The organism is Pseudomonas sp. NPDC077649, from assembly GCF_044542855.1.
Taxonomy (GTDB): Bacteria; Pseudomonadota; Gammaproteobacteria; order Pseudomonadales; family Pseudomonadaceae; genus Aquipseudomonas.
Genome location: NZ_JBITVF010000004.1, coordinates 1 through 21,267, shown reverse-complemented (window position 1 = coordinate 21,267; position 21,267 = coordinate 1). Strand labels below are relative to the sequence as shown.

16 protein-coding genes, 1 tRNA gene and 3 pseudogenes are annotated in these 21,267 nt (G+C 65.5%); 10 read left to right on the top strand and 10 right to left on the bottom strand.

Features of this window, described 5'->3' with window-relative positions:
• Window positions 1-41 precede the first annotated feature (41 nt).
• Window positions 42-530 (top strand): transcriptional regulator DadR, encoded by a 489-nt coding sequence (gene dadR, locus ACIGFL_RS13575; RefSeq protein ID WP_013713454.1) that lies wholly within the window; start codon window positions 42-44, stop codon window positions 528-530.
• A gap of 255 nt (window positions 531-785) precedes the next feature.
• Here dadR and ACIGFL_RS13570 read toward each other — a convergent pair whose 3' ends face one another.
• Entirely contained in the window at window positions 786-1,139 is a 354-nt protein-coding gene (locus ACIGFL_RS13570) for a YkgJ family cysteine cluster protein (RefSeq protein ID WP_397497528.1), read from the bottom strand.
• 206 nt (window positions 1,140-1,345) lie between these two features.
• On the opposite strand from ACIGFL_RS13570, the gene ACIGFL_RS13565 reads away from it, so the two are divergent.
• The gene (locus ACIGFL_RS13565) at window positions 1,346-2,659 is read left to right on the top strand and encodes an FAD-binding oxidoreductase (RefSeq protein WP_122109461.1); all 1,314 of its coding nucleotides are present in this window, start codon (window positions 1,346-1,348) and stop codon (window positions 2,657-2,659) included.
• A gap of 330 nt (window positions 2,660-2,989) precedes the next feature.
• Here the strand turns inward: ACIGFL_RS13565 and ACIGFL_RS13560 are convergent, their stop codons facing one another.
• Complete coding sequence (locus tag ACIGFL_RS13560; protein WP_397497527.1) at window positions 2,990-4,315, bottom strand: tetratricopeptide repeat protein; 1,326 nt, start codon at window positions 4,313-4,315, stop codon at window positions 2,990-2,992.
• Between the two features lie 151 nt (window positions 4,316-4,466).
• Between ACIGFL_RS13560 and ACIGFL_RS13555 the strand changes: the two genes are divergently transcribed.
• A complete protein-coding gene (locus ACIGFL_RS13555) occupies window positions 4,467-5,426 on the top strand; it encodes an AraC family transcriptional regulator (RefSeq protein ID WP_021445351.1) in 960 nt (319 codons plus the stop codon).
• 147 nt (window positions 5,427-5,573) lie between these two features.
• On the opposite strand, the gene ACIGFL_RS13550 is transcribed toward ACIGFL_RS13555, so the two are convergent.
• Complete coding sequence (locus tag ACIGFL_RS13550) at window positions 5,574-5,795, bottom strand: DUF1127 domain-containing protein (protein WP_397487142.1); 222 nt, start codon at window positions 5,793-5,795, stop codon at window positions 5,574-5,576.
• A 173-nt stretch (window positions 5,796-5,968) separates the two neighbouring features.
• Between ACIGFL_RS13550 and ACIGFL_RS13545 the strand changes: the two genes are divergently transcribed.
• A complete protein-coding gene (locus tag ACIGFL_RS13545) occupies window positions 5,969-7,390 on the top strand; it encodes a PLP-dependent aminotransferase family protein (protein ID WP_397497526.1) in 1,422 nt (473 codons plus the stop codon).
• Between the two features lies 1 nt (window position 7,391).
• On the opposite strand, the gene ACIGFL_RS13540 is transcribed toward ACIGFL_RS13545, so the two are convergent.
• Entirely contained in the window at window positions 7,392-8,564 is a 1,173-nt protein-coding gene (locus ACIGFL_RS13540; RefSeq protein ID WP_122109466.1) for an MFS transporter, read from the bottom strand.
• A 163-nt stretch (window positions 8,565-8,727) separates the two neighbouring features.
• Window positions 8,728-10,221, bottom strand: a complete 1,494-nt coding sequence (locus ACIGFL_RS13535; protein WP_397497525.1) for an aldehyde dehydrogenase — start codon at window positions 10,219-10,221, stop codon at window positions 8,728-8,730.
• A 226-nt stretch (window positions 10,222-10,447) separates the two neighbouring features.
• Here ACIGFL_RS13535 and ACIGFL_RS13530 point away from each other — a divergent pair, with 226 nt between their 5' ends.
• Window positions 10,448-11,764 carry an aspartate aminotransferase family protein gene (locus ACIGFL_RS13530; RefSeq protein WP_397497524.1) on the top strand — a complete coding sequence of 439 codons (1,317 nt, stop codon included), beginning with the start codon at window positions 10,448-10,450 and terminating at the stop codon, window positions 11,762-11,764.
• Between the two features lie 23 nt (window positions 11,765-11,787).
• Complete coding sequence (locus ACIGFL_RS13525) at window positions 11,788-12,150, top strand: cupin domain-containing protein (RefSeq protein WP_397487147.1); 363 nt, start codon at window positions 11,788-11,790, stop codon at window positions 12,148-12,150.
• A 403-nt stretch (window positions 12,151-12,553) separates the two neighbouring features.
• Here ACIGFL_RS13525 and gabT read toward each other — a convergent pair whose 3' ends face one another.
• Window positions 12,554-13,834 (bottom strand): 4-aminobutyrate--2-oxoglutarate transaminase, encoded by a 1,281-nt coding sequence (gene gabT, locus ACIGFL_RS13520; protein WP_397497810.1) that lies wholly within the window; start codon window positions 13,832-13,834, stop codon window positions 12,554-12,556.
• Window positions 13,835-14,089: 255 nt separating this feature from the next.
• Window positions 14,090-15,541, bottom strand: a complete 1,452-nt coding sequence (gabD, locus tag ACIGFL_RS13515; protein WP_397497523.1) for an NADP-dependent succinate-semialdehyde dehydrogenase — start codon at window positions 15,539-15,541, stop codon at window positions 14,090-14,092.
• A gap of 437 nt (window positions 15,542-15,978) precedes the next feature.
• Here gabD and ACIGFL_RS13510 point away from each other — a divergent pair.
• A tRNA-Arg gene (locus tag ACIGFL_RS13510) sits at window positions 15,979-16,055 on the top strand.
• Window positions 16,056-16,594: 539 nt separating this feature from the next.
• Here the strand turns inward: ACIGFL_RS13510 and ACIGFL_RS13505 are convergent.
• From ACIGFL_RS13505 to ACIGFL_RS13495, 3 genes and pseudogenes are all read right to left on the bottom strand, one after another.
• Window positions 16,595-19,045 carry a dynamin family protein gene (locus ACIGFL_RS13505; RefSeq protein ID WP_397497522.1) on the bottom strand — a complete coding sequence of 817 codons (2,451 nt, stop codon included), beginning with the start codon at window positions 19,043-19,045 and terminating at the stop codon, window positions 16,595-16,597.
• Window positions 19,042-19,887: a class I SAM-dependent DNA methyltransferase gene (locus ACIGFL_RS13500; RefSeq protein ID WP_397497521.1), complete on the bottom strand. Its 846-nt coding sequence runs from the start codon at window positions 19,885-19,887 to the stop codon at window positions 19,042-19,044. Before ACIGFL_RS13500 ends, ACIGFL_RS13505 begins: the two co-directional genes overlap by 4 nt.
• Window positions 19,887-20,303: pseudogene (locus ACIGFL_RS13495) on the bottom strand (helicase-related protein); the annotation flags it as partial. The gene ACIGFL_RS13500 and the pseudogene ACIGFL_RS13495, both read right to left, overlap by 1 nt.
• Between ACIGFL_RS13495 and ACIGFL_RS13490 the strand changes: the two are divergent.
• The 3 genes and pseudogenes from ACIGFL_RS13490 to ACIGFL_RS13480 form a co-directional block, all read left to right on the top strand.
• The gene (locus ACIGFL_RS13490; RefSeq protein WP_397497520.1) at window positions 20,299-20,448 is read left to right on the top strand and encodes a hypothetical protein; all 150 of its coding nucleotides are present in this window, start codon (window positions 20,299-20,301) and stop codon (window positions 20,446-20,448) included. The pseudogene ACIGFL_RS13495 and the gene ACIGFL_RS13490 overlap by 5 nt on opposite strands.
• Window positions 20,449-20,490: 42 nt before the next feature.
• Window positions 20,491-20,592 (top strand): annotated as a pseudogene (locus ACIGFL_RS13485) (hypothetical protein); the annotation flags it as partial.
• 118 nt (window positions 20,593-20,710) lie between these two features.
• Window positions 20,711-21,190, top strand: a pseudogene (locus ACIGFL_RS13480) (site-specific integrase); the annotation flags it as partial.
• Window positions 21,191-21,267 lie beyond the last annotated feature (77 nt).

Sequence of the window (21,267 nt, the reverse complement as noted above, 5' to 3'; positions counted from 1 at the left end):
GAATTCTTGGCAAAAATCGCTTTTACAGAGGCGGATTCCCCATGAGAACCCAGCATCAGAGTCGTCGCGAACTGGACAAGATCGACCGCAACATCCTCCGCATCCTGCAGGAGGACGGGCGCATCAGCTTCACCGAACTGGGCGAGCGGGTGGGCCTGTCCACCACGCCCTGCACCGAGCGCGTACGCCGCCTGGAGCGCGAGGGGATCATCATGGGCTACCACGCCCGGCTCAATCCGCAGCACCTCAAGGCCAACCTGCTGGTGTTCGTCGAGATCAGCCTGGACTACAAGTCCGGCGACACCTTCGAGGAATTCCGCCGCGCCGTGCTCAAGCTGCCGCACGTGCTCGAATGCCACCTGGTGTCCGGCGACTTCGATTACCTGGTCAAGGCACGGATCAACGAGATGGCCAGCTACCGCAAGCTGCTCGGCGACATCCTGCTCAAGCTGCCGCACGTGCGCGAGTCGAAGAGCTATATCGTCATGGAAGAGGTGAAGGAGTCGCTGGCGCTGCCGGTGCCGGAATAAGGCGGCGACAAGCTGCAAGCGACAAGCCCCAAGTTGAAAAACAAGCTGGATGGGAAACCGCGAAGCGTTTTCCACCATGGTCGTGCAACACGTTAGAGCCCCTATTGGTGGATAAGCTTCGCGTTATCCACCCTACTAGCTGGTGCAAAGGCCCCGTAGGGTGGGCTTTAGCCCACCAACGGCGGTCAGCGTGGGCTAAAGCCCACCCTACAAGAGCCTCTGGCGGGTCGTGGCGATCAGGTGGTGCACCTGGCTCTACACCAGCCGCTGGCGGGTGCTGGCGATCAGCCGGTGCACCTGGCGCTCCACCGCCGGCTCGATCGGCTGCTCGGGGCCGCGACCGTGCGGACAGGGCAGGTTCGGCGTGGTGCCGAACAACCGGCAGATCAGCGGGCGTTGCTCGTAGACCTGGCAGCCCTGCGGGCCCAGATGCACGCAGTTGTAGGCGGCCAGCGCCGCGTCGTGTTCGGCCTCGCTCTTCACCGGCAACCGCGCCAGTTCCTCCGCGGAGGCGGTGACCGGCCCGCAGCAGTCGTGGCAGCCGGGCACGCAGGCGAAGCGCGGGATCTGCCGGCGCAGGTGGTCGATCTTGCGGTCGGTGCAGCTCATGCTCGGGCATCCGGAAAACGATGCCGGCAGTGTACTGCGCCACGCGGGCAGGTGCTGCAGGAGCGACTGCAGCCGCGAATCGGCGCGTCATGGCCGCGGCTAAGGCCGCTCCTGCATTGATTTTTCCGGCGGCCCCCTTGGCGCCATGCAGATTCCGCGCTTATGCTGCGTTGAATTTTCCACACACAAAAATCAGGATTTCACACATGAACGCCCGCGTTCACCAGCCGGTTCACGGCCCCCAGCACGCCGCCTCCTACTACGCCGCCAGCGTCAATCGCCAGCTCGCCTACCCGCCTTTGGGCGGCGAGCTGCAGGTGGACGTGTGTATAGTCGGCGGCGGCTATTCCGGCCTGAACACCGCCATCGAGCTGGCGCGCAAGGGCCTGACGGTGGCGCTGCTGGAGGCGCGCAAGATCGGCTGGGGCGCCAGCGGGCGCAACGGCGGCCAGCTGATCCGCGGCGTCGGCCACGGCGTCGAGCAGTTCGCGAACGTGATCGGCCGGGATGGGGTGCGTGAGCTCAAGCTGATGGGCCTGGAGGCGGTGGAGCTGGTGCGCCGGCGCGTCGAAGAGTTCCAGATCGACTGCGACCTGACCTGGGGCTACTGCGACCTGGCCAACAAGCCCGAGCACCTGGCCGGTTTCGCCGAGGACAAGGCCGAGCTGGAGAGCCTCGGCTACCGCCACCAGCTGCGCCTGCTGCAGCCGGAGCAGATGCACGAGGTGGTCGGCTCCGACAACTATGTCGGCGGCATGATCGACATGGGCTCGGGTCACCTGCACCCGCTCAACCTGGCCCTGGGCGAAGCGGCGGCGGCCGCGAGCCTGGGCGTGCAGCTGTTCGAGGACTCGCCGGTGACGCGCATCGACTACGGCCGCGAGCTGCGCGTGCACACCGCCCGCGGACAGGTGCGCGCCAAGTACCTGGTGCTGGCCTGCAACGCCTATATCAACGGCCTGGAACCGACCCTGAGCGGCAAGGTGCTGCCGGCCGGCAGCTACGTGATCGCCACCGAGCCGCTGTCCGAGGCCCAGGCGCGTTCGATCATTCCGCAGAACATGGCCCTGTGCGACCAGCGCGTGGCGCTGGACTACTACCGCCTCTCGGCCGACCGGCGCCTGCTGTTCGGCGGTGCCTGCCACTATTCCGGGCGCGATCCGGCGGACATCGCCGCCTATATGCGGCCGAAGATGCTCAAGGTCTTCCCGCAGCTGACCGACGTGCGCATCGACTACCAGTGGGGCGGCATGATCGGCATCGGCGCCAACCGCCTGCCGCAGATCGGCCGGCTCAAGGATCAGGCCAACGTGTTCCACGCCCAGGCCTACGCCGGCCACGGGGTCAACGCCACCCACCTGGCCGGCAAGCTGCTCGCCGAGGCCATCGCCGGCCAGGAGAGCCGCGGCTTCGAGCTGTTCGCCAAGGTGCCGCACATGACCTTCCCCGGCGGCAAGTACCTGCGCTCGCCACTGCTGGCCCTCGGCATGGCCTGGCATCGGTTGAAGGAATTGCTGTAGGTCGGCGCCTGGCGCGGATGCCATCCGGGACGGCCGAGGATGTCCCCGGATTGCAGTCGGGCTACAGAGGGCGCGCTGGAAGCGCCGGCCGGCCGGCGTAGGGTGCGCCGGGCGGCGATCCGCTTTAGCCCAGGCCAACCACCGCTGGTGGGCTAAAGCCCACCCTACGGCCTCTGCCCACCAACACTTAACGCAGACATAGCCTCAGGGAGGGGGGCCAACGAGTTTTGTGCTCATTGCCCACCCTCTGCCCCATCCCCTCTCCCGTAACCGGGAGAGGGGGTGACGAGGCCGATTCTTCTGTGCACGACATTAGACCCGGCTCACCCCCTAGGCCGCCAGCTCGGCGGCGCGCTGGCTGTAGCGCCGGGCCACGCCGTTGTGCGGCTTGGCCTGCAGGCGTTCGGCCGCCAGCGCCCGGCCCAGGGCCAGCTGGCCGCCGCGCAGGGCCGCTTCCAGCAGGGTCAGGTCGAGCAGGTCGCGCTGCGCGTGGCTGCCGCCGAAGCGCTGGGCGATGGAGCGGATCGGCCGCAGCAGCTCGACGCAGCGGCGGTACTCGCCCTGGCCGAACGCCTGCAGCGCCAGGCACAGCGGCTGACCGACCTCGGCGGTGAAACGCCGGTTGTCGGCGTCGCCCTGCAGGGCCCGGTGCTGCGCGGCGAGCAGCGCCGCGGCGGCCTCGTCGCGGCCGGCACCGACGAAGGCCATCATCGCGTGGGCATCGTTGAAGGCGTACTGGCCGGCCGTGGCCAGCGGCGCCCAGCCGTCGGCCACCGCCTGCCAGCGCGAGCCCAGCTCGACGCCCTGCAGGTGCAGGCGCCAGAGCAGCGCGGCGGCGTCCACCAGATCCAGCACCAGGCTCGAACGGGCGCCGAAGATCGGCCCGTCGAACAGCGCCAGCGCCTCGTCGACCTCGCCCAGATCCAGGTAGTAGAGCGCCAGGTGCCACCAGTTGTGGCCCTGGAAGAAACTGTCGCCGGTCCAGTGCTGCTGGTTGCCGCGCATCCAGGCGATGCCCTCGCGCTGGCGGTTCTGCATCTCCAGCACATGGGCCACGGCGTGCTGCGCCCAGCCGTCGCGCGGCTGCAGCTCCACCGCGCTGCGCCCGGTGGCCTCGGCCGCGGCGTAGTCGCCGTTCTCCTCCAGGCCGAAGGCGTACATGCCGAGCAGCGCGTGGTAGCCGGGCATGCCCATCCGCCAGTGCGGCAGGGCGCGGGCGATGCGGTCGCGCAGCATGCGCGAGTGGCCGCTGAAGAAGTCCACCTGGTGCCCGGCCTGCAGGGCCAGGATGTCCTGTGGCGCCTCGATGGCGACGTCTTCGAGGATCAGCCCGGCGCGGCTCCAGTGGCCGTCGAGCAGCGCCACGATGGCGGCCAGGTGGCCGCGCTCGCGGGCATCGGCCGGCAGGCCCTGGGCCTGCTGCAGGCACTGCCGCGCCACCGCCAGGCCCTCGGGCTCGGTGCCCAGCAGGTGCAGGTAGGCACGCAGGACATGGGCCATGACGAAGTCCGGACGCAGCGCCAGGGCCGCCTCGACCGCGGCGAGCGGATCGCCGGCATAGCACTGGAACTGGGCCAGCCCCCTTTCGTAGTGTTCCAGGCTGTGCGGGTCGGCGCCGCTCAGGCTCAGGCCCAGGTTGTCGCGCAGGCTGTTCATGGCTGTCCTCTGCTGGTTGTGTACCGGTCATCGCGGACGCCGCCGACTGCCGGGCTGCGGCTTCACACCGGTGCTACGGTAAGAGGGACCGGGAGGGACGGATATAGCCCGGCCGCCGTCATTCTTGATCCAGCCGCCGCCCGGAGGATCAATGGACGCACTCTCTCACGTGCTCGCCGCCGTCCACCTGTCGGCCGGGGCCTTCCTGCACGCCGAATTCAGCGCGCCCTGGTGCATCCGTGCCCAGGTCAACGCCGAGGACTGCCGCCTGGCCGGCACCCAGCCGGCGCACCTGATGGCCTATCACTACGTGCTCGACGGACGGTTGCTGCTGGGGATAGACGACGCCCCGCTGCTGCCGCTGGAAGCCGGCGAGATCGTCCTGCTGCCGCGCAACGACCCGCACCTGCTGGCCAGTGCCAGCGGGCTGCCGGCGCGGGTGATCGACCACCTGATCCAGTCGCCCGCTCAGGGCAGCGGCCTGGCCAGCCTGCGTCACGGCGGCGGCGGCGCCAGGACCCACCTGATCTGCGGCTTTCTCGGCTGCGCGGTGCCGGACAACCCGCTGGTGCAGACCCTGCCCAGCGTGCTCAAGCTGCAGGTCGGCAACAGCCCCGGCGGCGCCTGGATCGAGCAGGCCTTCCGCCTCGCCGCGGTGGAAAGCGCCGGCCAGCGTCAGGGCGCCGGCACGGCACTGAACAAGCTGGCCGAGCTGCTGTTTATCGAGGCGGTGCGGCGTTACCTGGAAGCGCTGCCGAGCGACCGCCACGGCTGGCTCGCCGGCCTGTGCGACCCGCAGGTGGGCAAGGCCCTGGCGCTGCTGCACCGGCAACCGGCCGAACACTGGACCACCGAGGCCCTGGCCCGCGCCGTGGGCCTGTCGCGCTCGGCCTTCGCCGAACGCTTCAGCCGCCTGATCGGCCAGCCGCCGATCCGCTACCTGGCGCACTGGCGCCTGCAACTGGCCGCCGCCCAGCTGCGCGAAGGGCGCAGCCTGGCACAGATCGCCTACGACATCGGCTACGGTTCGGAGGCCGCGCTCAACCGCGCCTTCCGCCAGCACTACGGGCAGCCGCCCGGTAGCTGGCGCAAGGAGCATGCCGCGGCCTGAGAACCTGTTCAAAGTCTGCTGCGCGTCGGCACTGCTGCGTTAGAAACAGGCTCGGAATGCTCATTTACAGCTCGTAAACTCCGCTTCCTCGCCTGTTTCTGCCTTGCATTGCTCTAGCTCGCGAGACTTTGAACAGGCTCTGAGGCGCTACAGCCGCCAGAACGGCAGGCGCGCCTCGCGCTCGGCCTCGGCGCGGCTCAGGCCGATATCGGCGAGCTGGCGCTCGTTCAGCCGCAGCAGGGCGCGGCGGGTGTGCAGGCGGCGCCAGAACGCCGGCCAGTCGCGACCGAAATGACGCAGCGCGCCCGTCGCCTGTGGCGGCGCAGCCCGCCGCGCCCTGTCGATACCTATCTCGCTGAAGCCGTTCATCGCCTTCTCCTGCAGCCAGTGCCCATGGGAGCTCAGGATGACCCGGGGAGAAAAGCCATGACAGATTCAATAAAACCTTATTTACTCCATACAGTTTTCGCCGAATCCTGGCTGAATCGGAATTTTCGCCGGCATCTGTACCGGTCGCTGCATTCCTGAACGAGGCAACTGTCATGACCCTCTACCTCAATCTGGCCGAACTGCTCGGCGCGCGCATCGAGCAGGGCCTGTACCGTCCCGGCGACCGCCTGCCCTCGGTGCGCAGCCTCAGCCAGGAGCACGGCGTCAGCCTGAGCACGGTGCAGCAGGCCTACCGCCATCTGGAGGATCAGGGCCTGGCCACGCCGCGGCCGAAGTCCGGCTACTTCGTCCCGGCCGAGCGCCAGGTGCCGGCGCTGCCGCAGGTCAGCCGGGCGGCGCAGCGGCCGGTGGAGGTGTCGCAGTGGGACCACGTGCTGGCGCTGATCAGCAGCTCGCCGCAACGCGAGCTGCTGCAGCTCGGCCGCGGCCGCCCGGATATCGGCAGCCCGACGCTGAAACCGCTGCTGCGCATGCTGGCGCGCCAGGCGCGGCGCCAGGACCCGGAAGTGCTGACCTACGGCTGCATCCGCGGCGAGCTGCGCCTGCGCGAGCAGATCGCGCGGCTGCTGCTCGATTCCGGCTGCCGCATCCCCGCCGAGGACCTGGTGATCACCACCGGCTGCCACGAGGCGCTGTCGGCGGCGATCCGCGCCATCTGCCAGCCCGGCGACATAGTCGCGGTGGACTCGCCGAGCTTCCACGGGGTGATGCAGGCGCTCAAGGGCTTCGGCATGAAGGCCCTGGAGCTGCCCACCGACCCGCTCACCGGGATCAACCTCGAGGCCCTGGAGATGGCCCTGGAACAGTGGCCGATCAAGGCCATCCAGCTCACCCCGAACTGCAACAACCCGCTCGGCTACATCATGCCCGAGGCCAACAAGCGCGCCCTGCTGCAGCTGGCGCAGCGCCACGACGTGGCGATCATCGAGGACGACGTGTACGGCGAGCTGGCCTACGCCTACCCGCGCCCGCGCACCATCAAGTCCTATGACGAGGACGGCCGCGTGCTGCTCTGCAGCTCCTTCTCCAAGACCCTGGCGCCGGGCCTGCGGGTCGGCTGGATCGCCCCTGGGCGCTACCTGGAACAGGTGCTGCACATGAAGTACCTGGGCACCGGCAGCACCGCCCAGCTGCCGCAGCTGGCGCTGGCCGAGTTCCTCGAGGCCGGCCACTACGAGCCGCACCTGCGGCGCATGCGCGCCCAGTACCTGCGCAGCCGTGACCTGATGGTGGACTGGGTGTGCCGCTACTTTCCGGCGGGCACCCGCGCCAGCCGGCCGCAGGGCAGCTTCATGCTGTGGGTGGAGATGCCCAGCGGCTTCGACAGCCAGCGGCTCAACCGCGCGCTGCTGCCGCACAAGATCCAGGTGGCGCCGGGCAGCATCTTTTCCGCCGCCGGCAAGTACCGCAACTGCATCCGCCTGAACTACGCCGAGCCGCCCAGCGCGGCCATCGAGGCAGCCGTGCGCCAGGTCGGCGCGACCATCGCCGAGCTGCTCGCCGAAGCCCCATGAATCAGCGCGGGGCGGCCCCCGGCATGGCCTCGTTGCCCGTTTCGACCTCGCTGAAGGCACCGCGGCGCCAGGCCAGGACGATGAACACCAGCGCGCCGAGGGCCATCAGCAGCGGCAGCGCGTGGCCGCTCAGCCACTGGCTGGCGGCGCCGGTGGACAGCGGCCCGAGCAGGCAGCCGACGCCCCACAGCAGGGCGATATGGGCATTGGCGCGCACCAGCGCATCGTCGCGGTAGCGCTGGCCGACCAGGATCAGCGACAGGGTGTAGAGGCCGCCGGCGCTGGCGCCGAAGCTGAGCAGCAGCGGCCAGATCAGCGGCGTGTGCAGCGCCGCCGGGATGCACAGGCTGGAGCCGAGCAGTATCACCCCGCAGGCGCGCATCAGCGCCTGCCGCGGCACGCGGTCGGCCAGCCAGCCGATCGGCAGCTGCAGCGCGGCGTCGCCCACCACCACGGTGCTGACCATGATCAGCGCCATCTGCTGGGCGAAGCCCTCGCGCAGCAGGTAGACCGGTAGCAGGGTCAGCACCATGGCCTCGAACGCGGCGAACAGCACCACCGCCCAGGCAATCGCCGGCAACTTGCGGCAGAACAGCCCCAGGCCCTTGCCCGAGGCGCTGTGGGCATCCACCGCCGGCGCCCCCGTGCGGCCGATCAGCAGCAGGCTGCCGGCCACCAGCAGGCTGGCGGAGACCCAGAAGCCGCGGTCGCTGGCGGTGCCCAGGGCGGTCAGCAGCAGCGGCCCGCACAGCTGGCTCAGGGCGAAGCCGGTGCCGTACAGCGCCACCAGGCGGCCGCGCAGGCGATCTTCCACCAGCTGGTTGATCCAGCTCTCGCCGAGCACGAAGACCACGGTCAGCGACACGCCGATCAGCAGGCGCAGCAGCAGCCACAGCGGGTAGCTCGGCCACACCGCCAGCAGGCTGACCGACACCGCGCTGGCCAGCAGGCACAGGCGCAGCGTCTGCGGCGAGCCGAACCAGCCGGCCAGGCGGCCGGTCAGGCGCGCGCCGAGCAGCACGCCGATGGCCGGCATCGCCGCCATCACGCCGATGGCGAAGGGCCCGTAGCCCCAGGCCTCGAGACGCAGGGACACCAGCGGCAGGGTCACCCCCAGCGCCAGGCCGACTATCACCACCGCCGCACTGACGGCGAAATAGGTCATCCAGTTCATCGTTCCACTCCAGTCCATGGCGCGCGCGGCGCCGGTCGCAGTGCCCGGCGCGCAAATGCAAGGCGGCCGGGTTCCAGGGGAACCCGGCCGCAGGTGTGGCTCGCGGGGAGCCGGCCCCGAAGGGCGGACCTTCAGGCGGCCAGCGGCCGCCCGTGACGCGGTGTCAGAGTTTGATCCAGGTGGCCTTCAGCTCGGTGTACTTGTCGAAGGCGTGCAGCGACTTGTCGCGGCCGTTGCCGGACTGCTTGAAGCCGCCGAACGGCGCGGTCATGTCGCCGCCGTCGTACTGGTTGATCCACACGCTACCGGCGCGCAGGGCCTTGCCCACCAGGTGGGCGCGCGACAGGTTGCTGGTCCACACCGCCGCGGCCAGGCCGTAGACGGTGTCGTTGGCGATGGCCACCGCTTCCTCCTCGCTGTCGAAGCCGATCACCGACAGCACCGGGCCGAAGATTTCCTCCTTGGCGATGCGCATGGCGTTGCTCACGCCGTCGAAGATGGTCGGCTCGACGTAGGTGCCGCCGGTTTCTTCCATCACTCGCTTGCCGCCGGCCACCAGCTTGGCGCCGTCGTCGTGGCCGGCCTGGATGTAGCCCAGCACGTTGTTCAGCTGGGTGGTGTCGACCAGGGCGCCGACGTTGGTCGCCGGGTCCAGCGGGTTGCCCGGCTTCCAGGCCTTGATCGCCTCGACCACCATGGGCACGAACCTGTCCTTGATCGAGTTTTCCACCAGCAGGCGCGAGCCGGCGGTGCACACCTCGCCCTGGTTGAAGGCGATGGCGCTGGCGGCGGCCTCGGCGGCGGCCTGCAGGTCCGGGGCGTCGGCGAAGACGATGTTCGGGCTCTTGCCGCCGGCCTCCAGCCAGACGCGCTTCATGTTCGACTCGCCGGCGTAGATCATCAGCTGCTTGGCGATCTTGGTCGAACCGGTGAATACCAGGGTGTCGACGTCCATATGCAGGGCCAGGGCCTTGCCCACGGTGTGGCCGAAGCCCGGCAGCACGTTGAACACCCCGGCCGGGATGCCGGCCTCGATGGCCAGCTGGGCGATGCGGATGGCGGTCAGCGGCGATTTTTCCGACGGCTTGAGCACCACCGAGTTGCCGGTGGACAGCGCCGGGCCGAGCTTCCAGCAGGTCATCAGCAGGGGAAAGTTCCACGGCACGATGGCGGCGACCACGCCGACCGGCTCGCGGGTCACCAGGCCCAGCTGGTCGTGGCTGGTGGCGGCCACTTCGTCGTAGATCTTGTCGATCGCCTCGCCGCTCCAGCGCAGGGCGTTGGCGGCGCTGGCGACGTCGATGCTCAGCGAGTCGCTGATCGGCTTGCCCATGTCCAGGGTTTCCAGCAGGGCCAGCTCCTCGCCGTGCTGCTCGATCAGCTCGGCGAAGCGAATCATCACCTGCTTGCGCTTGGCCGGCGCCAGGCGCGACCAGGCGCCGGAGTCGAAGGCGGCGCGGGCGTCACGCACGGCGATCTCGGCGTCGGCGACGTCGCAGCTGGCGACCAGGCCGAGCAGGCGGCCGTCCACCGGGCTGATGCACTCGAAGGTGGCGCCGGACTCCGCCGGGCGGTATTGGCCGTGGACGAAGGCGCGGGTTTCGATGGTCAGGGTCTTGGCGCGCTGTTCCCAGTCGGCACGAGTCAGGCTAGTCATTCCGGCATCCTCTAGGGGTGGAGGTGGCGCCTCGCCGAGGCGCGCACTGTAAATAATTCTGCAAGGCCAGCGAAGTGGCCAAATCCTGTGCGCCACACTAAACCAGAGGGCTGCACCTTTTCAATATTTTTGACAAAGGCCAGGAAAACCCCCTTGTCATGTTCGTTTTATTAAACATAGACTGCCGCCACGCGCACCCTCCTCACCTCGCGCTTCGGTAGCTGACATGACAATAGACAACACCCGGCTCGACGATTTCTGGATGCCCTTTACCGCCAATCGCCAGTTCAAGGCCAAGCCGCGCCTGCTGGAAAGCGCCGAGGGCATGTACTTCACCGCCAGCGACGGGCGCCAGGTTCTGGACGGCACCGCCGGGCTGTGGTGCTGCAACGCCGGCCATGGCCGGCGCGAGATCACCGAGGCGGTGAGCCGGCAGATCGCCAAGCTGGATTTCGCCCCGACCTTCCAGATGGGCCACCCGCTGCCGTTCGAGCTGGCCAGCCGCCTGGCGGCGATCGCCCCGGCCGGGCTGAACAAGGTGTTCTTCACCAACTCCGGCTCCGAGTCGGCCGACACCGCGCTGAAAATCGCCCTGGCCTACCAGCGCGCCATCGGCCAGAGCAGCCGCACCCGCCTGATCGGCCGCGAGCTGGGCTACCACGGGGTCGGCTTCGGCGGCATCTCGGTCGGCGGCATGGTCAACAACCGCCGCGCCTTCCCCCTGCAGCTGCCGGGCGTCGACCATCTGCCGCACACCCTGGACATCGCCCGCAACGCCTTCAGCCGCGGCCTGCCCGAGTTCGGCGTGGACAAGGCCGAGGAGCTGGAGCGCCTGGTGACCCTGCACGGCGCTGAGAACATCGCCGCGGTGATAGTCGAGCCGATGTCCGGCTCGGCCGGCGTGGTGCTGCCGCCGGTGGGCTACCTGCAGCGCCTGCGCGAGATCACCCGCAAGCACGGCATCCTGCTGATCTTCGACGAGGTGATCACCGGTTTCGGCCGCGTCGGCCAGGCCTTCGCCGCGCAGCGCTGGGGCGTCACCCCGGACATCATCACCTGCGCCAAGGGCCTGACCAACGGCGCCATCCCCATGGGCGCGGTGCTGGTCGATGAAAAAATCCATGACGCCTTCATGCAGGGCCCGGACGGCATCGAGCTGTTCCACGGCTACACCTACTCCGGCCATCCGGTGGCCTGCGCCGCCGCCCTGGCGACCCTGGATATCTACCAGGACGAGCGTCTGTTCGAACAGGCCATCGAGCTGGAAGGCTACTGGCAGGACGGCCTGCACAGCCTGCGCGAGCTGCCCAACGTCATCGACATCCGCGCCGTCGGCCTGGTCGGCGGCGTGCAGCTGGCGCCGAGCGAGGCCGGTGCCGGCAAACGCGGCTACCAGGTGTTCGAGCGCTGCTACCAGGACGACCTGCTGGTGCGGGTGACCGGCGACACCATCGCCCTGTCGCCGCCGCTGATCGTCGAGAAGGCGCATATCGACAGCCTGGTGGAGAAGCTCGCCGACGCCATCCGCCAGGCCGCCCACTGACCCCCACCCACGGAAAGCAGAAGATGAAAATCGAGCAGATCCTCGACTTCGCCCAGGCCGCCAGCGCCGCCGAACACTACCGCCCGGCGCCGGAGAAAGTGCTCAAGGGCGACCCCGAGCAGAGCGTGCGCAACCACTACGCCAGCCCCTGCGGCCAGTTCAACGCCGGCATCTGGGAGGGCGCGGTGGGCCAGTGGACGGTGAACTACACCGAGCACGAATACTGCGAGATTCTCCAGGGCGTGTCGGTACTGCGCGACGCCGAGGGCAACGCCAAGACCGTGCGCGCCGGCGACCGCTTCGTCATCCCCGCCGGCTTCTCCGGCACCTGGGAAGTGCTGGAAGCCTGCCGCAAGGTCTACGTGATCTTCGAGCAGGCCAAGTAAGGATTCCTGTTGCTTGTCACCCTTTGGCCCGCCTCGTGCGGGCTTTTTTATCCGTGGAGAAAATGCCCCGGATCGTGCGAGGGGCTTTAGCCGCGATGCTTGCGGAGCCGAGGGACCTGCAGCCGGATGCAATCCGGGAACACCCCCGCGCCAGGCACCGGGCCTGGGGAAGCTCTGCAATAGCCGTCATTCCCGCGCAGGCGGGACAGCAGCTTTATCGCTGAACAGCGCTTGCGCTGGCCCGAAGGGGAATAATCCAGAACCTGCAGTCCCTGGGCTCCCGCCTGTGCGGGAGTGACGATGAATGGCTTTTTCAGAACTTCCCCAGGGGTTGCGGGAGCCCCCAAACAAGAAGACCCGCTTGCGCGGGTCTTGGGTACAGCATCCGGACGGCGTGGAAACGTCAGGCCAGCTCGTCGAAGCATTCGGCGATGATCGCCAGGCCCTTGTCCAGCTGGGCGTCCGGCGCGGTCACCGGCACCAGCACGCGCAGCACGTTGCCGTAGGTGCCGCAGGACAGCAGGATCAGGCCCTTCTCGCGGGCCTTGGCGACCACCTGCGCGGTCAGCGCGGCGTTCGGCTTGTGCAGGTCGCCGTTCTCGAACAGCTCGACGGCGATCATCGAACCCAGCGCGCGCACGTCGCCGATGGCCTTGTGCTTGGCGGCGATGGCCTTGAGGCCGGTGACCAGGCGCTCGCCGACCGCCTTGGAGCGATCCAGCAGCTTCTCCTCCTCGAACACCTCCATCACCGCCAGGGCCGCGGCGCAGGCGATCGGGCTGCCGGCATAGGTGCCGCCCAGGCCGCCGGGGGCGATGGCGTCCATGTACTCGGCCTTGCCGCACACCCCGGCCAGCGGGAAGCCGCCGGCGATGGACTTGGCGAAGGTGGTCAGGTCGGCGACCACGCCCATCTGCTCCATGGCGAAGAAGGTGCCGGTACGCCCGGCGCCGGTCTGCACCTCGTCGGCGATCAAGAGGATGCCGTGCTGGTCGCACAGCGCACGCAGGCGCTGCATAAATTCCTTCGGCGCGACGTAGAAACCGCCCTCGCCCTGCACCGGCTCGATGATGATCGCGGCGATGTCGCGCGGCTCGGCATCGTTCTTGAAGACGCGCTCGATGCTGGCCATGGCGTCGTCGACGCTGACGCCGTGCAGCGCGCAGGGATACTGGGCGCGGAACACGCCGCCGGGCATCAGGCCCATGCCGGCCGAGTAGGGGTTGACCTTGCCGGTCAGGCTCAGGGTCATCATGGTGCGGCCGTGGTAGCCACCGGTGAAGGCGATCACCCCGGCGCGGCCGGTGGCGGCGCGGGCGATCTTCACCGCGTTTTCCACCGCCTCGGAGCCGGTGGTGACCAGCAGGGTCTTCTTGGCGAAGTCGCCCGGCACGCGCGCGGCGACCTTCTCGGCCACTTCCACGTAGGGCTCGTAGGCCAGCACCTGGAAGCAGGTGTGGGTCAGCTTGGTCAGCTGCTCCTGCACCGCGGCGATGATCTTCGGGTGCAGGTGACCGGTGTTGAGCACGGCGATGCCGCCGGCGAAGTCGATGAATTCGCGACCCTCGACGTCGGTCACGGTGGCATTCTCGGCCTTGGCGGCGAAGATCGGGTGGATCTGCCCCACGCCACGCGGAACGGCGGCGGTGCGGCGTTGCATCAGGGATTCGTTGGTCTTGCTCATGGTGTCCTCATGGCCGTCATCGCGGCGCAGGTGAAGGATGAAACGCCCCCGGGTTGGCCAGGGCAGCATGCGATGATCGACTGCCGCGGCCGCGGGGGCTCGGTGAATTCGGGCCCGTTACAGCCTAGAGCAAAGCGCTAGGCGCGTAGCGAGCGATGGCCGGGCCAGACGGCGGGATCGGGAAAGTGCAGTTGGCCGTGGCCAACGAGCATTTTCCCGGTTCCGCCAGCAACGCCCGGCCGAGCGCAGCGGCGACTAGATGCCGCCCAGGCACATATATTTGATCTCGAGGTAATCCTCGATCCCGTACTTGGAGCCTTCGCGGCCCAGTCCCGAGGCCTTGACCCCGCCGAACGGCGCCACTTCGTTGGAGATCAGCCCGGTGTTGATGCCGACCATGCCGTACTCCAGCGCCTCGGCCACGCGGAACACGCGGCCCAGGTCGCGGGCATAGAAGTAGGAGGCCAGGCCGAACTCGGTATCGTTGGCCATGGCGATCACCTCGGCCTCGTCCTTGAAGCGGAACAGCGGCGCCAGCGGGCCGAAGGTCTCTTCCTTGGCCACCGCGGCGGTTTTCGGCACGTCGAGCAGGATGGTCGGCTCGAAGAAGGTGCCACCGAGTGCGTGCGGCTTGCCGCCCAGGGCCAGCTTGGCGCCTTTGCCTACGGCGTCCTCGATATGTTCCTGCACCTTGGCCACGGCCTTGCCGTCGATCAGCGGGCCGGTGGTGGTGCCGTCTTCCAGGCCGTTGCCGATCTTCAGTTTGCCCACGGCGGCGATCAGCTTCTCGGCGAAGGCATCGTAGACGCCGTCCTGCACGTAGATGCGGTTGGCGCAAACGCAGGTCTGGCCGTTGTTGCGGTACTTGGAGATCAGCGCGCCTTCCACCGCGGCGTCCAGATCCGCGTCGTCGAAGACGATGAACGGCGCGTTGCCGCCCAGCTCCAGCGACACCTTCTTGATGTCCTGGGCGCATTCGGCCATCAGCTGGCGACCGATCTCGGTCGAGCCGGTGAAGGAGAGCTTGCGCACGATGGGGTTGCTGGTCAGCTCGCCGCCGACTTCGCCGGCGCTGCCGGTGACCACGCTGAGCACGCCTTTCGGGATGCCGGCGCGCTCGGCCAGCTCGACCAGGGCCAGGGCGGAGAACGGCGTCTGCGAGGCCGGCTTGATCACCATGGTGCAGCCGGCGGCCAGCGCCGGGCCGGCCTTGCGGGTGATCATCGCGGCAGGGAAGTTCCACGGGGTGATGGCCGCGGTGACGCCGATCGGCTGCTTGATCACGATCAGGCGCTTGTCCGGCTGGTGGCCGGGAATCACGTCGCCGTAGACGCGCTTGGCTTCCTCGGCGAACCACTCGATAAAGGAGGCGGCATAGGCGATCTCGCCCTTGGCTTCGGCCAGCGGCTTGCCCTGCTCCAGGGTCATCAGGCGGCCGAGGTCGTCCTGGTTCTCCATCAGCAACTCGAACCAGCGGCGCAGCTTGTTGGCGCGCTCCTTGGCGGTCAGCGCGCGCCAGGCCGGCAGGGCGCGCTCGGCAGCCTCGACGGCGCGACGGGTCTCGGCGCGGCCCATCTTCGGCACGTGGCCGATGATCTCGCCGGTGGCCGGGTTGTTCACCGCGATGGTCTGGCCGCTGTCGGCGTCCAGCCACTGGCCGTCGATATAGGCCTGCTGGCGGAACAGCTGGGTGTCTTTCAGTTGCATGGCAGTCTCCTTCAGTCCCGACACCCAGGCGTCGGCGTGTGCTCGTTGGAGTCGTGGGCAAGGCCCGGAAAGCGCCGCAGGCGCCTGTCGCAAGGATTCAGAGCCGCCGCCAGGCCGGTTGTTCCGGATAAGCCAGCAGCCCGTTTGAAATCTCAAACGAATCCTAGGGTCGAAGGGGGTAAAGGGCAAGAGCCTGTTCGAAAAAATTAACGAAATATTCAACGCCATGATGCGCCGGCACAGGCACCGACGGCTTCTGCACCTGCGTTCGATATCGCGAACGGGGCGGGCATGGACGCCCAAGGCCGAGATGCGTATGATTGCGCCCCGCAACGCATCCGTAGCTCAGCTGGATAGAGTACTGCCCTCCGAAGGCAATACTCGTCGAGTTGAGAAGGGTGTCAGCTAATGGTCAAATAGACCGCCGCAACACATACGCACCAGTAGCTCAGCTGGATAGAGTACCGCCCTCCGAAGGCGGGGGTCGTGGGTTCGAATCCCGCCTGGTGCGCCATATCTCATTGATTTATCAAGCGTTTTATAAGAGACGATAAATCAACCTGCCCTCATCCCAGCTACGCCTTGAATTCAATCAGCCCTGCTTGAAGCGGAAAATGAGCACTGCCTGAACAGCTCGATTTAGGTTGGTTTTCGGGTTGTGCCAATTCTGTGCCTAAACCGTGCCCCCAAGTCTGGCCCGCCCGTTCGGCGAACCAGAATTTTGAGTGCTAGCCATAAGCTGGCGTCTAGGCTGCAACTCGTTACTGAGCTGAGAGCAACCACTACATATTGCATGACTACAGTCACTCGACTGGTAGAAGGTGAGTTGCCTTGTTCGCTGCTCCAGCGTCCCAGAGAGAAGCACAGATAGCCAACGAACAACGTCCATATAGCCAGGCAAGGCCACCTCAAATGATACGGTCAGATCGAACCAAGCCTGTTTTATAGGCAAACTTTCGGCTCTGCTTTAGCTCGACCAGTTTCCATTTTGACCAGCACCACGCACTCATGACACCTGCTGCCCCATGACGGTGCCATGAGCGCGCTCACAGACTATGCCAGCGCATCATGCCTTGGGGACCGATAATCCGCTCTCAAATTGTCTTGCAGGAGTTGATGACCACGCATACGCATATTTTCCAGCCGCTGATGGGCTTCGCTTTTCTCGACACCCAAAATGCTCTCTGCCAGCTCTTTCAACTGCCCAAGTCTATTTTGAGCCGCCCTGAATACCTTGGATTCCGACCCCACCATCTGCAAGATATCCAACTCAATCGAGTGAGCCAGCTCGTTGACGTTCTCGACTTTATGCAGTTGTCGGTTTGCATATTCATCCAGGGTCTGGACCATCGTCTCAAACTCCTTGTACAACATCAGCGCCGCATCGGTTGAATGATCCCATTCCTGCATGACTTCACTCAGGCTCTTGCCCTCATGCAACAGTTCCTTGCCGAGCGTGGAACTGTAGGCGCAGATACCCTCGTACTGGATGCCGCTGTCCTCCAGGTGGTCCCTGATTTCTTCGATCACATCCTGAAGGGTCGACATGGGGCGCAGATCAGCCTTGTTGAGCACCACGTACAGCGGTCTGTCGTCCGCATGCTGAAGCAGGAACTCCAGGTCGTTGGCAGGCAAGGTGCCGTTGGTATCCAGCGCAACCAGCCAGATCACGGCATCCGCCTCGCTCAGAACGGCGCTGGCAATGCCATGGTCGGCAGCGGTGTCCGCAGTGTCCGAAGCAGCAGGGTCGTAACCCGGCATATCGATGAAGGCCAGGTGCTGGACCTCCGGCATCGGCGCCTCGATCACCACATGGGGCATGACCTCCTTGACGTTGAAGCCCATGTTGGCGATGAAGTCATGCGTCAACTGAGCGTACTCGTCCTTCGTCAGCGCTACATGTGCCCCTTTACGCGTGTGACCGTAGATGGAGAGTTCACGGCCAGGCATCACGTAGGTGGGAATTGCAGTGACCGGCTGGATGCCCTTGGCCAGCAGTTGCGAATGCTCCCTGTGCATGAAGCTGGTAACAAAGGATGACTTGCCGCTGCTGAAGCCACCCGCCACAGCCACCAGGGATTTCGTACGCAGCGCGGGCGAGTCGCTCAGCAATTCCACATGCAGACTGATGGACTGGGCCTGCTCAAGCACCATGTTCGTAACATCGGCTGGCAACTCAAGCCGTTGTACATCCCGCGCGAATTCACCCGCAAACCAGCTCTTGAGCTCGCTCAGGGCGGGATTTTCGGCTGGCTTGCCGTTGAGGATATTGCAGACCAACCGGTAGCGGCGCTCGACCAACTCAGCTGTGGCCTGCAATTGTCCATGCTCCTCCTCAAGACGCTGATGCGCGGCTTGCAGCTGTGCATGTGCGTCCTCCAGAGAGGCATGCGCGCGCTGCAGTTGCTCAAGCTCACCTCGCTGCAATTTATGGGCTTGCGCCAGTGCCGCATAAGCGTTTGTGCGCTCACGCAATTGCTGCGTTTGTACGGAGTGCTCTGCCTGCAATTGTCCGTGCAGGGCCTGCAACCGCTCAAGATCACTAGTGGTCGCACCCAGCTCGGCACTGACCCCTGCCAGCTCGGCCTCGATCCGCTCATCAAACGCCTTGGAGACCGACTGCACGATTTGCTCCTGGGCCTGGAGCAGGAATTCGAGAAGCTGAGGACGCAAATGGCTCTCAACCGATGGCAATACTTGGGTGCGAATGGCCTCCTTGGCCTGCTCAAGTTTCTTCCCTTCACCGATGCCGCCGAAAATGGCGCCAAGCACGCTCGGCAGAATGGTGGCCACGACCTGCAGGATGGGATTGGGGATGAATCGTATCGCGGCCATGCCGGACATCATGCTGGTGATCACGGTGCCCGTGCCGCCGGATTTATCACCTAGGCCGGAAAGCAGGCCGGGCAGCAACTGCGATTGCAGCGTTTGCAGCAAGCTGTCCGTCCAATTGTTCTGGTTCTGGGACAGATTCACGTCCGTGCGCAGGGAGCCACTGACGTGCTGGCTAAACTCGGCGACCATCCGGGCGGACATGCTGTTGGTGGCGCTTTTGAGCCCAGAGGTAAGGCAACTGCGCACCTCGTTGGAGATGATGCGAGTCATCTCATCCTGACTGCGCAGGGCAGCCTGGGCCAACATATCCACGGAGCCGGCCAGGCGGTTGTAAGACGCATCAACCTCCTGCCTCGCCCTTAGCCAAATAACACTCGCATCTTTAAAATAAAATCGATCGGACTCTTGGACTGCATATACCTTACCCAAGGTTCCAACAGCTGTAACTAGCAGATCCCCAACCTTAGGGACGCCATACTTGGCTTTAAATTCTTCGTACATTGACTCATCAATGAACAAGTCATTATCAACCCGACCTTCCTTTGCAAGAACAGCAACCTCTCTTGCGCGGTAAAATGGCACACCTTCATTGCGCCAATCAATTTCATGGACCCGCTTACTAGACGTGATATCGAAAATTTCCCCCAGCTTAACTATGGGCCAACTCACAGCATCCCCTCCAGTTCATCCAGATCCGCCAGAATCTCCTGCTCCAGACCTTTAAGCCGCTGCAGAATCACTTTCGGGTCCTCAAAAGCTTCCTGCTGATACTCCACTTCCTTGTAGCGGTTGATGGAGAGGTCGTACTTGTTGGCAGCAATATCCTCTGCGGGTACGACAAAAGCCTTTTTGCGCTTGTCGCCAAACAGGGTGTTGATGGTGCTGGCGCTGATACTGCCCTCGACCATCTGCCGGTATTTACGCCACTGGGCAATGGCGTCGGGCAGGTCGTTGCTGCCCTCGCCTTTCAGCTCGGTGCGCTTGTCGTCCAGCGAATAACCGTCGGCCTGCAGGTCATAGAACCACACACGCTCGGTGCTGCCGCCCTTGGTAAACATGAGGATGGCAGTGCTGACGCCGGCGTAGGGTTTGAACACACCGCTGGGCAGGCTGACGATGCCTTCGAGCTGGTTGTTGTCGAGTAGCTCCTGGCGCAGTTGCTGGTGCGCCTTGGAGGAGCCAAACAGCACACCGTCCGGCACGATCACCGCCGCACGGCCACCGAGCTTGAGCGAGCGGAGGATGTGGGCGACGAACAGCAGCTCGGTCTTCTTGGTTTTCACCAGGCCAAGCACGTCGGGGTTGGTGTTGGTTTCGTCCAGGCTGCCTTTGAACGGTGGGTTGGCCAGCACCACGTCGAAGAAGTCCTGCTCCTGACGCGGGTAGTGCTCCTTGATGGATTTGCTCAGGGAGTCCTGGTAGCGGATGTTCGCGCCGTTCACGCCGTGCAGCATCATGTTCATGCTGGAGACGCGCAGCATGGTGGTGTCGAAGTCGAAGCCCCAGAACATCTGGCTGTTGATGTGCTGGCGGTAAAGGCAGCGGCATGGTTGTGGCGTAGGGCGGCTTGGGCCAGCGCCAGGCGAGCTTCGAAGGTGGTTTGCAGCAGGGATTTGCTGCCGGTGTCTTCCGGCTCTTGATATTCCTGCTCGAAGAAATCGAAGTTGCCGTAGTGGTCGAAAATCAGGAACTCGGTTTTGTGTTTACCGGGGCCAAACAGGTTGGGGCGCAGGCGTGTGCCGCGGCCGATCATCTGCCAGAACTTGACCCAGGATTTGACCGGCTTGGCGAACACCAGGTTGACCACTTCCGGTACGTCGATGCCGGTGTCGAGCATGTCGACCGAAATGGCGATACGGAAGTCGTTGTCCGGCTTTTTGAATTCCTTGATCAGGGTGTCCACGTGCGGGATGGCGTTGTGGATGGAGGTGCTGAACCTGTGGCCTCTGGCGCAAAGCGAAATCGAGCGTCAGCCCCTGAGCATGATTGATCGACTGTTCAGCGGCCAGCTGCCGGATAAGTGCCATTTCGAGCGGCAGGACTTCATCGCGAGGCTGAGTCGTGGAGGCTAGTGACCCATAACCTGCATGCGCTGCGCCGGCGCTGAGGTGGCCATGTACGCCCTGGTCGATTGCAATAACTTCTATGTCAGCTGCGAACGCCTCTTTCGGCCCGAGCTACACGGCCTGCCGGTCGTGGTGCTCAGCAACAACGATCTGAGGGATTGCTTCCGTTAGTAAATGAATTACAGTCCGCACCACCTTGATAGAAGCCTGAGAAATTACATTCCAGCCTCTGAAGGGGAGTCATCTGGATGGTGTTTAAGGCTGTGAAATGAGGCTGGTGTTCGCAACAAAAGACCTTGCTGTAGCGGGTCGATCATTCGAAGGTTTCCCTCTGTTGGTTGGCGCCGACGGTTGGCCAGTGGAGCCGGCGCAATCTTTCCTTTGGCACACGCTAGTCGAGTCAGGTGAGGCACTCAGTGCTCTGACGTGGGAGGCCTATGGACGCCGTCTGTTCGACTACTTCGCCTTCCTCGAGGCCAATGGTCTGGCCTGGAATGAGGAGAGTCAGGCAGATGGCCTGAGCGTCCTGTCGCGGTATAGAGACTGGTCGAGCGGTGAGTTGGAACTAGATCCCAGCACTCTGAACAAGCGACTGAACCTAATTGTGAGGTTCTACCAATGGGCCAAGCAGCGTGATCTGATCGCAGCGCTGCCCTTTGGCGAGCGAAGGGTCAGAGCGACTCCGCATTCCGGCTTCCTCAGTCACGTAGCTCGTCCTAACGCCGAGAGTACTGAATCGACCCTAGTTTCGTAGACACCTTCAAGCCTCATAATGAGGCCCATCAGGAGGTGCCATGAGCAACCAGCGTTACCCCGAAGAATTCA